We start from the raw sequence: 15,020 nt of genomic DNA, 5'->3' as shown, positions 1-15,020 counted from the left end.
ATTTCAATTAAAAACTTTTTAAACCTATCCCTGTTTTGCGCTAAAATCATGGACCATATTTTATATGTGTGTGATGTAAGCTCCTACTTTCCATCGCTTTTTTTTGTTTTAAACGAATAATCTATTAAAATGCCATTTTTGATGCGGATTTTCTCTATTTTTTAACTAAATGATATAAATGTTTCATTTTAATCATTGTTTTGTTGAAGAATTGGTTTTTTAATGGCAATTGTGTGCGATTAWATCCTGTCTTGTAAATTATTCTGTAAAAAATTCATATCATTTTGGCATAAATTCTAAGTAATTTTTACTTAGGGGCCATTTAAATTGATTTTAATCCAATTTTTTAATCATTTTCTTGAAAATTTCGTAAAAGTTTGTCATTTGTTTTAAAATGTTTGCGCACACGCATTTAATTTTTAAATTTGTTTATATACATAAATAAAAGTGTGTGTTTGCGCACACATGTAATTTTTAAACAAACCAATCTCTTACAAAAAAAATGGCTTATGTGTCAACTAAACTAAATCAGGATAATTTATGAAATCAAGACTTTTACGAAAAATTCAACCCGGTTTCGGGCTGTTCTTACTTCTTAATTTGTTGTGTTATGAGGGGTATGCCCGTAACTCAATAAATGGAAACGCTTTAATAAACCCGGTTGCTGTTACTATAACAGGTAAGGTAACAGATGCGAAAGGGGAATCGCTTCCCGGGGTAACCGTTGTAGTTAAAGGTACCCAGATTGCTACATCAACAACTACCGACGGAACCTTCAAGATCCAGGCAGATGCGAATGCTGTACTGGTTTTCCAGATGGTGGGCTTTATTAAGCAGGAGATTCCTTTAAATGGGAGAACATCACTTAATGTTACGCTGAAGGAAGATAACCTGGCACTAAACGAAGTGGTAGTTGTGGCTTATGGTAAGCAGAAAAAGCTAACGATAACCGGGGCTGTTACTACGGTGAGTGTTGGAGACGTGATGACTCCAAATCGTTCTTTATCTAACGCGCTGGCCGGTAAAGTTGCAGGTGTTATATCTATGCAGCGAAGCGGGGAGCCTGGTTATGATAATGCATCATTTACTATTCGCGGTATCGGTACTTTTACTGGTAACTCAAACCCGCTTATTATTATAGATGGGGTTCAGCGCGATGATGTAAACAGTACCTATGGGGGGGCTTATAATAACATAGACCCCGAGGATATTCAAAGTATTTCTTTGTTAAAGGATGCTTCGTCAACCGCTGTATATGGTGCCAAAGGTGCCAACGGAGTTTTAATCATCACTACTAAAAGAGGTGTTGCGGGTAAGCCTAAAATTTCTTTCAAAACAGAGATGTCCATGTCGGGCCTCACTAAAACACCTAAAATGCTGGATGCGGTATCATGGATGCGGCTGCATAATGWAGCAACTACAAATGATGGTAACCCATCTGCATATTCCGAAGAAACTATTCAAAAAACAGCAAGTGGGTTAGATCCCTACCTGTATCCAAATGTTAACTGGATAAAATCAGTTTATAAAGATTGGGCTCCCGGCTATAACACCAACCTTAATGTTAGCGGCGGTGCATCAACGGTAAGGTATTATGTTTCTGCTTCTTTTTATGATCAGGATGGAAGTTATAAGGTTACCAAACAACATGGTTATAATCCTAATCTTAACTTTAAAAGGTATGATTTCAGATCTAACCTGGATATTGATTTAAGTAAAACTACTTTATTAACAATGAACCTGGATGCCATGCTGGTAAATAGCCGCTATCCTGGTATATCTGCCGGGGCTATCTGGTACGAATCGTATTTAACGCCGCCTAACGCCTTTCCAATACAATATCCGGGTGGTATATGGGCTGGCCCTTATAATAACGGAGGCTCAAACCCGGTAAACGATATTCAAAACTCCGGTTATAATAACGAGTTTCGCCCCACTATTCAGTCTGTTTTTTCCATCAACCAAAAGCTGGATGTTATTACAAAAGGGTTGAGCGCTATGGCAAGGTTTTCATTCGACTCCTATAGCGAAAATGATAATGGAAGAACCGGCACGAATGATCTTTTTTTAGCTACATCAAGAGATCCGCAAGGTAATTTGGTATTGGGCCAGTCGAGATACGGGAGCCAGTTTTTGGGGTATTCGCAGTCATCCTCTGCCGAAAAAACCATGTACCTCGAAACAAATATTAATTATGACCAGTCTTTTGGCAAGCACCATGTTGGCGGCCTGGTTTTGTATAATATGCGATCGAGGGTGGTAAGCTCGGCAGGCAGCGTTATAGGCTCTATCCCTTATAACAACCAGAGCTTAGCGGCCAGGGTAACCTATACTTATGCCGACAAATATTTGCTGKAATTTGATGCCGGTTATACAGGTTCAGAAAACTTTGAACCGGGTAAGAAGTTTGGCTTTTTTCCTGCCGTTTCTGCAGGCTGGGTAATTTCGAGGGAGGCCTTTTTTAAGGATCTTTCAAAGACATTTACGCTGCTTAAAATAAGGGGTTCTCACGGTCTTGTGGGTAATGACCAGATTGGATCGGCCTATGGTATTACCAGGTTCCCTTATATTAATCAATATGGCAGTGGCGGATCCGTGGGTTTAGGACTTAACGGAACTATATATGGTGGTACTACCGAAAGCGTAATTGGGGTAGAGAATCTTACCTGGGAAAAAGCAACCAAAGACAATATTGGGTTAGAGATAGGCCTGTTCAATAAATTGAATATCACCATAGATGCCTATAAAGAGAGAAGAACCAATATTTTAGTTCAACGCAGTTCATTGTCGGGCATATTGGGTGTAAGCGGATCTGTATTTGCCAATTTGGGCGAAATGAATAATCATGGTATTGAGGGCAATGTTGAGTATAACGACAATATTGGTAAAGTGTCCCTTCGCCTTTACAGTAACGTTACTTATAACAATAATAAAATTGTACAGCGGGATGAACCTAAACAGCTGTACGCTTACCAGCAATCAACCGGGCGTAAATTTGGCGATAACCTGATGTATGTTGCCCAAGGGTTGTTTACATCCCAGGAAGACGTGGATAAAAGCCCTACCCAATTTGGTGCAGTGTTAAGGCCCGGCGATATTAAGTACAAAGATGTTAACAACGATGGCGTAATAAACAGCTTTGATAAGGTATTTACCGGTAAATCTGATATACCTACCATATTGTATGGCGCCGGATTTACGGTTGGCTATAAAAAGTTCGACCTCTCTCTCTTTTTCCAGGGAACCGCCAATGTAATTATTATGGCCAATGGTTCTTCAATAAGCGGGGCCGGCGCAGGCGGTGCGGGTATTGTTCCGTTTACTGGTATGGGTACTTATCCGTCTGGAATGCTTGCCAATCTTGAAAGCAGGTGGACAGTTGAAAACCCGAGCCAAAATGTAGATTATCCACGGTTAGGTATTTCCAATCAAAACAGTAACAATTATCAGCCGAGTACATGGTGGTCAAAAGATGCAAGTTTTGTTCGTTTAAAACAGGCAACATTGGGTTATACGCTTACGCCATCGTTCCTTACAACAGCTGGTGTTAACTCGGTTTACTTTTACTTAACCGGCCAAAACCTATTAACATTCTCCAAATTCAAACTTTGGGATCCTGAGCTTGGCTCAAACGGCGCAGGCTATCCACCGGTAAGAATATTTGCTTTGGGGTTAAGAGCTTCGTTTTAAAGAAATAATGAATTTAAGTCAAATTAAAAAGTATTTAAAATGTTCCAAATGAAAAAATATATACTCATTATAGCTGTCGGGGCATCGTTCCTGGCCGCCGGTTTATCTTCTTGTAATTATCTTAATAAAAAACCAGATAACCTGTTAACATCTGATTTGATCTGGAGCACCCGGGCCAATGCCGAATCGTACCTGTACAATATATATGGGTATATTATACAAACTGATGGCGGTAATTTTAGCGCCATGGGGGCAAGTGATGAATCGTCTGTATCAATTCCTGGTACCAACGTGAGGCAAATGGTTGTAGGTAACTGGAGCCCCGTAAATGCTTATTTTGATTACTGGGGTAATTATTATAATGGAATCCGGTCGTCGTTTATTTTTGAAGCTAATATTGATAAAGTTCCAATCACCCAGTTGAGTGTAACGTTAAAAAATCAATATAAAGCCGAAGCCCGGTTTTTACGCGGATGGTTTTACTGGCAGCTGATAAAACAATACGGCCCGGTTGTGAAAGTAACCGAGGCGTTAAGTTTAAACGACGACTTTAACAAGTATCCAAGATCATCTTTTGATGATTGTAAAGACTATGTTAACCAGTTGATGGATCAGGCTGCGGCAAGTTTACCAGCCCAGTGGCCCTCAACCAGCAGTTATGGCCGTCCAACAAAGGGTACCTGTCTTGCTGTAAAAGCACAGATTGCTTTATTGGCTGCAAGCCCGCTGTGGAACGGTAACCCTGCATTTTCCTCTTTTAAAAACCAGGATGGTACACAGCTGGCGCCAACAGCATACGATGCCAATAAATGGAAGGTAGCTGCAGATGCCGCAAAGGCTTTAATTGACCTTGGTTCATATAAGTTATTTACCAATCTTGATAATGGCGGAACCCAGTTTGATCCTTACCTGTCTGTCAGGGATCTTTTCTTAACCAACTGGAACAGCGAGATCATATTTTCAAGAAATTCATGGAATTATTGGGGATATACAAAATGCGTATCGCCAGGGCCGGGAGGATATAGTATGTACAATGCTACCCAAAACATTGTGGATGCATTTTATATGAATAACGGCAGAACCATTGATGATCCGCTATCCGGATATACGGGAACAAGTTTTGCCCAAAGCAATGGTACTAAGTACTGGGAACACAGCAAAGGGCAATGGAATATGTATGCAAACCGTGAGCCCCGGTTTTATGCCTATATACAATATAACGGCAGGCCGGTATTGCCTGCACCAACTGTTGACGACAAAAACTATTATTCATCAGCCGCCAATGTTGATGGAACAGGCCGGGTAGAGTTTTATTATAACGGTAAAGCTGGTGCAAAAGCAAGCGGGGCCAGTAATAATATTACAGGATATGATGTGCTGAAAAATGTAAGCCCTGCAGATAACATAAGACAGGATGCGGCAAATTACAGACCTTTTATACTGATAAGATATGCCGAAATATTGCTGGATTATGTAGAAGCTTTGAACGAATATGATCCATCAAATCAAAATATTGTTCTGTACCTGGATCAGATCAGGAGCAGGGCCGGTTTACCCGGTATAGAAACTGTTTATCCGGGCGCCGTTGGCAACAAGGATGTAATGCGAAAATACATTTTAAAGGAAAGACAGGTAGAGTTGTGTTTTGAAAGCGACAGGTACTATACCCTGGTAAGGAGACTATTATTAGGTACTGATGAAAACCAAATCATTTATGGCCTGAATGTAAATACCGATGACCAGGGCCTGGGATTTTCGTTTACCGGTTTTTACAATAGAACGCTTTTTCAAAAAAGGGTATGGAACAATAAAATGTACCTGTTCCCCATCTCCCAGTACCAATTAGACCGCGACAGGGCTTTAGTACAAAATCCGGGTTGGTAATGCACGTTTTTATTGCCCAAAAGGCAATAGAAGATATTGTAAAAAATAAATAATTAAAGAATAATTATTCAAATGAAAACATTCATAAACATAATGGCAAAAAGTATAAATCAATACTTACTTGCCGGCGGGGTTTTTATAATGATGGCTTTTATAAGCTGTAAAAAAGAGAAGACCCCTACACATAATGCCGACTCGCCTATCAGTATTAACACATTTATTCCGGCACAGGGTGGCGGAGGTACAGAAGTACTGATTACGGGGACCAATTTTTCAACCGACACTTCGCAAATTGCAGTTACGCTGAATGGGCTAAAACTTAGGATCATTGGCGCCAATACTACGCAAATGATTGCAGTGGTACCCAAAAAGGCAGGGTCAGGGCCGCTGGTTATAACTATAGGAAAAGGAACCGCCACAAGTACAAGTAATTTTACTTACCAATATACCAGGACCGTTACCACATTGGCCGGATCGGGTAAAGCCGGCTTTGCCAATGGCCAGGGAACAGATGCTATGTTTGATTTTGGCGGTCAAAGCTGGTACAGGAGCTGCGGTATAACTGTTGACGATAATCTGAACATTTATGTTGCCGATCCGGGGAATCATTGTGTCAGGAAAATTGATACAGCCGGGAACGTGACAACATTTGCCGGTAGTCCCGGTGTTTCTGGCTACGCGGATGGGAAGGGGACAGCCGCAAACTTTTCTTTGCCTTATGATGTGGCCGTTGATGCCCAGGGCAACGTTTACACTGTCGACCCGGGGAATTGGGATATCCGCAAAATATCTCCGGATGGTACTGCTACTACCTGGGCATGGGGAAACCAGTCGCCCTGGAGCGTAGCTGTTGATAAAACTACCGGCTACGTTTATTATTCAAGTTGCTCCAGCCCCGGAAACATCTACCAGGTATCAGCTCAATGGACCGCAAAACAAGTTGTATCCGGTCTGAATTATCCGGCGGGAATTAAGTTTGATAAAACCGGCAATTTATATGTGTCGAATAACGGAGATCAGGTTATTCAAAAATTTGCTGCAGGCACATGGCAGGGCAGCATTATTGCCGGGCAGCTTGGAAGCGCCGGGTATGTGAACGGAGCCGCTACAGCAGCAAAATTCTCTGCGCCATGGGGCATTGCTGTAGATAATAGCAACAATATATATGTAGCCGGTAACGGAACCTGGGATGGTAGTACTTCTAATCCCGATCAAAGTATCCGTTATATCCAGGCCGGCACTTTTGAGGTAAGCAACTTTGCCGGGAGCGGTACGGCTGGTTATGCCGATGCTATAGGAGGATCGGCCCTTTTTAGCGCTCCGACAGGTGTTGCCGTTGACAAAAACGGAACTGTGTATGTATTGGACAAAAATAATAACAGGGTAAGAAAAATAGTATCGGAATAATGGTAATTGCCAATAGCACAATTACCCTTTGTAATTATACTGTTTTAGTTAATCGTCTATCCTTAACAAATGCTGTTGCCGGGGAGCAACGCAAATAATAATTGATGGTTGTTTTGTTTGATTAGTATAGTCCCCGTAGCRGGAGTAAGTTTCTGCTACGGGTCTATGCTTTGCATATTCAGGTATCAATAAACCAAAGTGAATGAAAGATATCAGGTGTTTTAATTTGAAAATGTACTGCATGAAACGTTATATTAATATTTTTTTTATGCTTGTTTTTGCATTGCAGGGAATGGCTTGCAGTAAAAAAAGCGCTGGTAATGATGTAACGCCTTCAGCAGGTATTACGCATATTTATTATGTATCAGTTAATGGATCTGATGCTAATGCGGGTGCAGTTAATGCTCCTTTCCAAACCATCAATACCGCACTGAGCCATGCTGTACCTGGCGATACTGTTATGGTTAGAGGTGGTACCTATTATGAAAAAGTGGTGTTCCCTAAGTCGGGAGTAAAGGATAAACTTATTACAGTGAAAGCATACCGCGGAGAAAAACCGGTAATAGACGGCAGCAAAATAATAGTTTCGGGCTGGGTGTCATTAATTACACTAAGCAATGTAAAGTATATAGCGCTGGATGGCTTTGATATTTGCAATCTTACAAGTGCAACTTTTAATACCGATCCTGAGGGCATTGCCATTAATGGCAATTCTCGCGATATAACAATTAAAAACTGTAATATTTTTAATATAAAAAGCAACGCGTCATTAGYCGACTGGCGAAGCGGCCACGCCATACTGGTAATAGGTAACGGAGCCACAGCCATTACTAACCTGGTTATTACAGGCTGCACAGTGCACGATACACAAACAGGCACAAGCGAAAATGTAACGTTGGCCGGTAATATCGACGGCTTTGTTTTTAGCCGTAATAAAGTATACGATACAGAAAACATAGGGATAATTGTTGCTGGCGGTGATAACCTTAATAAAGATGGAGATGTTGCTACTAATTATGCCCGTAATGGCGTGATAAGCGATAACGAGTTTCATGATAATACCATGACCAGGACTCCCGAAATTTGGGGCCCCGACAGGTATGGCGCCATCTCCATTTATGTTTGCGGCGGAGCTAACACTATCATCGAAAGAAACAGGGTATATAATAGCGACAGAGGTATCGGGCTGGTGAGCGAAAGCAATGTATATGCAACAAAAACCACCATTGTAAGAAACAACTTTGTATACAACTGCTATCGTACGGGCATATACATGGGCGATTATTTAAACTACACATCCGGCGGAACTAAAGACTGTTATGTAGTGAATAATACGCTATACCAAAACGATCGGGTTGTGGGGGCATTTGGTGAGATAGAAGGAGAGATAAGGCTTACAGAGCATTGCGATAACAACGTGATAAAAAACAATATTGTATACGCAAGGCCGGTTGACGTGTTTATTCACAAGTATACTTCAACGGGGAGCAATAATATTATTGATAACAATTTATACTATACCACAGGCACAGCGCAATGGATCTGGAACAGTACCAATGGTGCTCCAAACACCGATTTGAATGCCTGGAAGACAACCAGCGGCAATGATGCCAATTCATCAAACGGCGCCGACCCACAATTGAAGAATACCTCACTTCCCGATCTTCACATACAATCATCTTCGCCTGCAAAAAATTCCGGGCAGGTAATCTCAGCTGATATAAACGGGGCAACAGACATTGACGGAAATGCGCGTATTGTGAACAATAAAATAAATAAAGGCGCACAGCAGTAAGAGGCTGTCTAAAAATAAAAAAACGGACCGTCATTGCGAGGAGGTACGACGAAGCAATCGCCAACTATATAGAGCGGATTGCAAAACTACCCTGTAAGGTGGGGATTGCTTCGTGCCTCCTATGACGCATCGATATGTGCTTCATTAGAAGTATAAAAACATTAATAAACCAAATTTAGACAGATCTAAGAGGTCCTTAATTTAAAAACGAACGGGAATGAAACGTAATGTTAATTTTTTTTTGATGCTTGGCTTTGCGTTACAGGTATTGGGTTGCAGCAAAAAAAACGCCACCGAGGTTGTAACGCCTGCCGGCAATGTGCATGTTTACTATGTAGCGGCCAACGGATTAGAGTCAAATAAGGGAACAATTGATGCGCCACTCCAAACCATTAATACTGCGCTAAATCGTACCGTGCCTGGTGATACCGTAATAGTAAGGGGCGGAACGTACAGTGAAAAAGTAGTATTCCCCAAATCGGGGGTAATGGATAAGTATATTACATTGAAAGCGTATCGTGGCGAAAAACCTGTAATTGATGGTAGTGCTTTTAGCGTTAATGGCCGGGAGGCGCTGATAACTATTGACAAGGCAAAGTTTATAGTTGTTGATGGATTTGAAATACGCAATCTTAAAACATCTACCGGCGATCCTAAGGGCATTATAGTTGAAGGGGGCTCTGATTACATTACCGTAAAAAATAACACCATATACGGCATTGATTATACCCAGCTGCCGCTTAACGGAGGGGGTAATGCCATTTTAATTATCGGGAATACTTCCGATCCGGTAACCAATATTATCGTTACCGGGAATACCATACATGATTGTAAAACCGGGTATGGTGAAAACCTAACCATCAATGGCTATGTTGATGGATTTACCATCACCAACAATACAATATATAACGCCCAGAATATTGGTATTGATGCGGCCGGTGGTTATGCGGCAAATACCAACCCTGCACTTAATTATGCGCGCAATGGTATTATCAGTGATAATACCCTCTATAACATTGAAAGTAAAAGGGGGCCGCTTGGCGGGCATGGCGCTATAGGTATTTATGTTGATGGCGGCAGAAATGTGGTGGTGGAGAAAAATAAAGTATCTGTTACCGATAGAGGTATTGGCGCGGTAAGCGAAACCAATGGATTCCCTACTGATCATGTCACCATAAGGAACAACCTGGTATATAACTGCTGGTGCTCTGGTATTTACATGGGAGGGTATTTAAATTATACAGGTGGCGGTACAAACAATTCGGCTATTGTAAATAATACCTTGTATAACAACAACCAGGCTTTAGGCGCATTTGGTGAAATAGAAGGTGAGATTAGTATCAGGGAGGATTGCACCAACAATGTTATAAAAAATAACATTATTTATTGCGGAGCATCAGATATGTTTATTCATAAATACACTGCGAAGGGCTCTGGCAATATCATCGATTACAATTTATATTATACAACAGGCGCTGCACAGTGGACCTGGAATGGCATTTTATATACCGATTATAATTTATGGAAGGCAGCCTGCAGCGGAGATGCTAATTCAACAAATGGCGTCGACCCTTTATTCGTAAATACATCCGGCCCCGATCTTCATTTGCAATCATCCTCGCCTGCAAAAAATTCCGGGCAGGTAATCTCAGCCGATATAAATGGGGCAACAGACATTGATGGAAATGCGCGAATAGTGAACAATAAAATAAGTAAGGGCTCACAGCAGTGAGGAGTTTTTAATTAAAAAACGAACGGTACTGAAACGTATACTTTAACAGAGCAGCACATTATCCTTATTAAACTATACTATCATGATAAAAGCATTTTTATATACAGCAATTATATTTTTATTAACCGCTCATAACTTATTTGCTCAAAAATCTGAGGCCCTGGCACAAACGCCGCCTATGGGTTTCAATACCTGGAATACGTTTCAAACCAATATTAATGAGCAAATGCTTAAAAATATGGTTGATAGTTTTATTTCATCGGGTATGAAAGATGCCGGTTACCTGTATTTTATATTGGATGACGGATGGATGGCTATTCAAAGGGATAGCAGTGGTAACCTGGTACCCGATCCTAAAAAATTTCCTGGAGGGATGAAAAAGTTTGTAGACTACGTACACGCTAAGGGCTTAAAGTTTGGCATATATAATTGTGCGRGTACCTTAACTTGTGGCGGGTATCCCGGTACGCGCAGATATGAGTACCAGGATGCCCGTTTTTATGCGGCGCTGGGGGTAGACTACTTAAAATATGACTGGTGTAATACAGATGGTTTAAACGCCAAAGAGTCATATACAACTATGAGTAAAGCTATTAAAGTGGCCGGAAGGCCAATGGTATTCAGTTTATGCGAATGGGGTAACCATAAACCGTGGGAATGGGCAACCAGCGTAGGGCATTTATGGCRTACCACAGGCGACATTGGCGCCGGCTTTGACGGAGTTGTGGATAAAGGAACATGGTCGGCTATGAGCGTTATGGGTATAGCTGATAAGCAAGCTGAAATGAGGCAATATTCGGGGCCTGGCCATTGGAATGATCCGGATATGCTGGAAGTGGGTAACGGTATGACTTATAATGAAGACAAGACACATTTTTCGTTATGGTGCATGTTGGCAGCGCCGTTAATGGCTGGTAATGATTTGCGTAAAATGACTGACCAAACTAAATCCATATTAACAAACAAGGATGTGATTGCAGTAGATCAGGATGTTTTAGGGATTGCCGGGTTTAAATATTCTACACTTGACGGACTGGAGATATGGATAAAGCCATTAGCCAATAATGAACTGGCCATTTGTTTTTTAAACAGATCGGCAAAGCACCAAACCATTACTTACAATTGGAAAGATCACCCAATAAAAGATACTTTATCTGGTATAAATATTGATTTTAATACATCTGCTTATAAGATATATGATTTATGGCTGAAGAAGGGTTTAGGGAATACTAAACGGGCATTAAAAACAGCTATTGGAGTACATGAGGTAGTGATGGTTAAATTAACTAAATTTTAAACAGCGCCATTCCCACCTTGGTTCGTTCAAAATGACAATCGGTTTGAAGTACCGATTGAACCCCCAATTTTTGCCTCTTGATAGCCGCTCTTTTTCGTCTGCTGTTGCGGTTTTGTTGCGATTTATAAATTATGACAATTCATAATTAATTGACCTTTAAGTAGATGTGTATTTTAGGTGTTTCACCTGTTGCGAACGCAACAGTTTGGGATATATAAAAATGGATGCACACCGTAGCCCAGGGGAAAATCTTTCGAAAACTGAAGGTTTCAAACCCACCGATATGGTTAAGGTCTTATTAGTTTTAAAGCGATTTCCCCTGGTCAAAATCATCTATTCCTTAATATGCTAATGCAAAAGTGCCACTGTATTTTAAGGCGGCGCTTTTTTGTAAAGCACCAGGTATTTGAATGCTTAACAGCCCGTTTTGGTAATGCCATTTTAATTTTTGAGTGCTGCCAAGCAGGCTTACTTTTTTAGGTTGTTTAATGTTGCTTACCGGGAAACTTACCATGGACGGGAGGGTTACATTGTCCTTTTCAGATAACCAAAATGCATATAACGTTTTCTTAGTTTTCGACCTGGTGAAATAAATATTCCCGGCAGAATAAGGTGCAACCGGTTCAGAGCCATAGATGCCCTCTCCGTTAATTTTTATCCAGCCGGCAATATCCTGTAGTCTTTGATAAGCAACGGGGTTCCAGTCGCCGTCGGGCCCCGGGGCGATATTAAGCAGGAGATTACCTCCACGCGAAACTATTTTTATAAGTGTTTGTACCAGTTGCAGGCTGGGTTTAAATTCGTCATTCGGGACGTAACTCCAGTACTTACCAATGGTCATACAGGTTTCCCATGGATAGGATAAAGGCTTATCTGGTACTTCTTGTTCGGGTGTGGTATAGTTTTCAAATTCGCCGGCTACGGTGCGGTCTACCATAATAAGGCCGGGTTGATAACTGCGGCCCATTTTTGCTATTCTGGCCATATCAAGATCCTGGTTATAGTGCTGCGGATCGTTCCCCTTTGCTGGTGATGGCCGCACCCAACCCCCATCGAGCCATAAAATATCTACTTTGCCATAGCCGGTCATCAGCTCCTCAATTTGGTTATAGGTAAAATCTTTAAATTTTTGCCAGCGTTCGGGATAGCGTAGCGGGTCGTAATTAACATTGTGGTCTTTAGGGGGAAAGTAAGACCACCAATAGTTTTGGTTGTGCCAATCTGGTTTGGAGAAATATGCCCCGATCATAAAATTATCTTTACGAAAGGCGTTAAATATTTCTTTGGTGACATTGCTTCGCGGATTTGTTGAGAAAGGCGTTTTAGGATCTGTAATTTTATAATCCGTTTGTTTGGTGTCAAACATGCTAAAGCCGTCATGGTGTTTGGTTGTAAATACCATGTAATTCATACCTGCGGCTTTGGCCGCCCTCGCCCATTTTTCGGGGTTGAAGTTAACCGGGTTAAAGGTGGTTTGTAAGTTTTCGTATGCTTTTTTATAGGCAAAATAATCATCACTATAGGGGCCGGTTCTGGTAACCCAGTCATCTGGACAAATAGTCCAGCTTTCTGCTACGCCCCATTGGCTATATGTTCCCCAGTGCATAAACAAACCAAACTTTTGATCCTGCCATTGGGCAAGTTTTTGCCGTACCAGGGAATCTTTAGGAATCTGGTAGGTGTTGGACATTTCATGCTCATTTTGCGCGATTGCTGCCTGGCTACAGGCCAGCAAACAAAGACCAAGTATGAATTTCTGAATCATGATAATATAATTATTGATGATAGATAAATTTTAATAGTTGGATATATAGCATTAGTTTAATACCAGTTCAATTACAGGTATTTCAGTATCGGGTTTAGTTTCGGGGAGGTTTAATACCAGGTCGTTTCCCGAAGCTTTTGATTTGCTCTCCGGTTGTATCTCTGACGCATCATGCAAAAACTGGATATATTTAACCTTATCCTTATAGCCCGGTAAGGTGATGGTTTTGCCCGGATACTCCAACAAATGCACATACAGGCGCCTGGTATTGGCATTATAGGTAAGCATGGTATGCTCGGGAGCTTTAAATGTTTCCGGGGCTTCGGTGCATCCGTAAATAGCCCGGCTGTTGTATTTCATCCAGGCTGCTATTCCGTCCAGCCTCTCATTGGCACGTTTATCAAATAAACCACGCGCAGTAGGGCCTACATTCAGCAGCAGGTTGCCGCGTTTGCTTACAGCCTCTATCAGCATCGTAACTAACTGTTTGGTGCTTTTCCAACTATTTTCATCGCGGAAATACCCCCAGGAGCCCGAAAACGTTTGGCAGGTTTCCCAATAAGTTTTGTAATCGTTTTTTTTAGTCCATTCTGTTAAGTTTACCTGTTCGGGTGTAAGGTAATCCCATCCGTCCTGGTATTCGTTTATATCAAGGCGATTATCAATTATAATATTGGGCTGTAGTTTTCTTATTTCTTTTACCAATTCAACAGATCCCCAGTCTTTGCTGCCTTTACCATGTTTGCCGTTGTCGGGGTACGAAAAATCGAGCCATAGCATATCAACTTTACCGTAATTGCTAAGCAATTCTTTAATCTGGTTGTGCATGTACGTGCGGTACCTGGCCATATCGCGGCCTTTATTCAACCTATCATAATCCTCATCCTTTTCGCTTGCCGGTTGCAATGGGTGTAAAACATCAACCGTAAAATCCGGATGATGCCAGTCTAACAGGGAATAATAGAAACCTATTTTTATGCCTTCGGCTCTGAATGCGTTTACAAATTCTCTCACAAGGTCTCTTTTAGCGGCGGTATTGGTGGCCTTATAATCGGTGTATTTTGAATCAAACAGGCAAAACCCTTCGTGATGTTTGGTAGTAAGCACGGCATACTTCATTCCGGCCGCCTTGGCTTTCTTTGCCCACTCTTTAGGGTTAAACAAATCGGGGTTAAACTCATCAAAGTAAGGCTGGTATTGTTCATTGGTCATTCGTTCCCATCTCTTTACCCATTCATGCCTTGCCGCCTGCGAGTAAAGTCCCCAATGGATAAACATCCCAAAACGATCGTTGGTCCACCAGGCCATGCGTTTCGCTTTTTGTTCGGGTGTTTCTGTTCCTATTTTCTTTTGAGCATATAAAGAAGAAAATGCCAGGGAAATTGATAAAATAATGAAGGCCGTTTTTTTGAATTGACGCATAGCGGTCTGTTAGTTTGAATTAAAATGG

8 protein-coding genes are annotated in these 15,020 nt (G+C 41.4%); 6 read left to right on the top strand and 2 right to left on the bottom strand.

Annotated features, from left to right (window positions below):
* The first annotated feature begins 540 nt into the window (after window positions 1-540).
* The 6 genes from AC1DPZ_RS01310 to AC1DPZ_RS01285 all read left to right on the top strand — a co-directional run bounded on the left by AC1DPZ_RS01310 (window position 541) and on the right by AC1DPZ_RS01285 (window position 11,805).
* A complete protein-coding gene (locus AC1DPZ_RS01310) occupies window positions 541-3,690 on the top strand; it encodes a SusC/RagA family TonB-linked outer membrane protein (protein ID WP_477400703.1) in 3,150 nt (1,049 codons plus the stop codon).
* A 48-nt stretch (window positions 3,691-3,738) separates the two neighbouring features.
* Window positions 3,739-5,574: a RagB/SusD family nutrient uptake outer membrane protein gene (locus AC1DPZ_RS01305; RefSeq protein WP_477400702.1), complete on the top strand. Its 1,836-nt coding sequence runs from the start codon at window positions 3,739-3,741 to the stop codon at window positions 5,572-5,574.
* A gap of 93 nt (window positions 5,575-5,667) precedes the next feature.
* Window positions 5,668-6,981: an IPT/TIG domain-containing protein gene (locus tag AC1DPZ_RS01300; RefSeq protein ID WP_477400700.1), complete on the top strand. Its 1,314-nt coding sequence runs from the start codon at window positions 5,668-5,670 to the stop codon at window positions 6,979-6,981.
* A 241-nt stretch (window positions 6,982-7,222) separates the two neighbouring features.
* Window positions 7,223-8,776: a right-handed parallel beta-helix repeat-containing protein gene (locus AC1DPZ_RS01295; protein WP_477400699.1), complete on the top strand. Its 1,554-nt coding sequence runs from the start codon at window positions 7,223-7,225 to the stop codon at window positions 8,774-8,776.
* Between the two features lie 217 nt (window positions 8,777-8,993).
* Complete coding sequence (locus AC1DPZ_RS01290; protein WP_477400698.1) at window positions 8,994-10,508, top strand: right-handed parallel beta-helix repeat-containing protein; 1,515 nt, start codon at window positions 8,994-8,996, stop codon at window positions 10,506-10,508.
* A gap of 82 nt (window positions 10,509-10,590) precedes the next feature.
* A complete protein-coding gene (locus AC1DPZ_RS01285; protein WP_477400697.1) occupies window positions 10,591-11,805 on the top strand; it encodes a glycoside hydrolase family 27 protein in 1,215 nt (404 codons plus the stop codon).
* 340 nt (window positions 11,806-12,145) lie between these two features.
* Here AC1DPZ_RS01285 and AC1DPZ_RS01280 read toward each other — a convergent pair whose 3' ends face one another.
* Window positions 12,146-13,570 (bottom strand): alpha-L-fucosidase, encoded by a 1,425-nt coding sequence (locus tag AC1DPZ_RS01280; RefSeq protein ID WP_477400695.1) that lies wholly within the window; start codon window positions 13,568-13,570, stop codon window positions 12,146-12,148.
* Window positions 13,571-13,621: 51 nt separating this feature from the next.
* The gene (locus tag AC1DPZ_RS01275; protein WP_477400694.1) at window positions 13,622-14,992 is read right to left on the bottom strand and encodes an alpha-L-fucosidase; all 1,371 of its coding nucleotides are present in this window, start codon (window positions 14,990-14,992) and stop codon (window positions 13,622-13,624) included.
* Window positions 14,993-15,020: the final 28 nt, after the last annotated feature.

The organism is Mucilaginibacter sp. P4_G9 (assembly GCF_056400985.1).
The sequence above is the reverse complement of the archived record's forward strand: the minus strand, read 5'-3'. Positions and strand labels throughout refer to the sequence as shown.